2 protein-coding genes are annotated in these 934 nt (G+C 56.3%); both read right to left on the bottom strand.

The window, feature by feature from the left end; translation table 11 throughout:
• Positions 1–308: head-tail joining protein (locus ACLJQE_RS44605; RefSeq protein ID WP_410645919.1), on the bottom strand; the 308-nt coding region annotated here is incomplete at its 3' end.
• Positions 309–319: 11 nt separating this feature from the next.
• Positions 320–718 (bottom strand): DNA-packaging protein FI, encoded by a 399-nt coding sequence (locus tag ACLJQE_RS44610; RefSeq protein WP_000158919.1) that lies wholly within the window; start codon positions 716–718, stop codon positions 320–322.
• Between the last annotated feature and the right edge of the window lie 216 nt (positions 719–934).

Consider the following 934-nt stretch of genomic DNA (forward strand, 5'->3'; position numbering starts at 1 on the left):
AGATGACAACTTCCGCCATCATCCGGCGAAACCCGATCTACCCAGAAATTTTCCTCACCGATGGTCAGCGTGTCTCCACGCCGCAGCTGCCGCACCTCATCAGTCCGGACAAACAGGGACGGGCTGGAGCCTTCAACGCGCACGCCCTGTCCGGCATAGCTGATATTTTCAGGGTCATCAAAAACACCACGTATCACCGCACCTGACTGCTCACCGGATGTAATGGTGGCTGACGTTCCCATGTACCCGCGTATCGTTTCATCGGCGCGGGCAATGGCAGCATCGAACAGGTTATCGAAATCAGCCACAGCGCCTCCCGTTATTGCATTCTGGCCAGGCCGCGCTCTGTCATTTCGGCTGCCACACCGGCAGAGACACGAAACGCCGTTCCCGGCAGCACAAATGCCACAGGTTCATCCCGCGTGGCGTGAAGTGCATCAGTATGCAGCTTCACCAGTGCCACGACCGTGACCAGTTCAGACGTATCCAGAATCACGGTATCCGGCTGCGCTGATCCCACCTCATTTTCATGTCCGGTCAGCACATTTTCCCGGCTGAGAGGGGTGTCCTGACCGGCAGTTTCATCCGTGTCATCAAGCTCCTCTTTCAGCTCTGCCACACGGAGCGCCAGTTCTTCTTTCGTCCCCGTCAGGCTGACATCACGGTTCAGTTGTTCACCCAGCGAGCGGAGACGGGCAATCAGTTCATCTTTCGTCATGGACTCCTCCACAGAGAAACAATGGCCCCGAAGGGCCATGATTACGCCAGTTGTACGGACACGAACTCATCACCTGGCGTACCTTTGTCTCACGGGCAAGTTGTACGGACACGAACTCATCAGGCGTACCTTTGTCTCACGGGCAAGTTGTACGGACACGAACTCATCAGGCGTACCTTTGTCTCACGGGCAAGTAGTACGGACACGAACTCATCA

The sequence above is a fragment of the Amycolatopsis sp. lyj-346 genome (assembly GCF_046548975.1).
Classification (GTDB): Bacteria; Actinomycetota; Actinomycetes; order Mycobacteriales; family Pseudonocardiaceae; genus Amycolatopsis.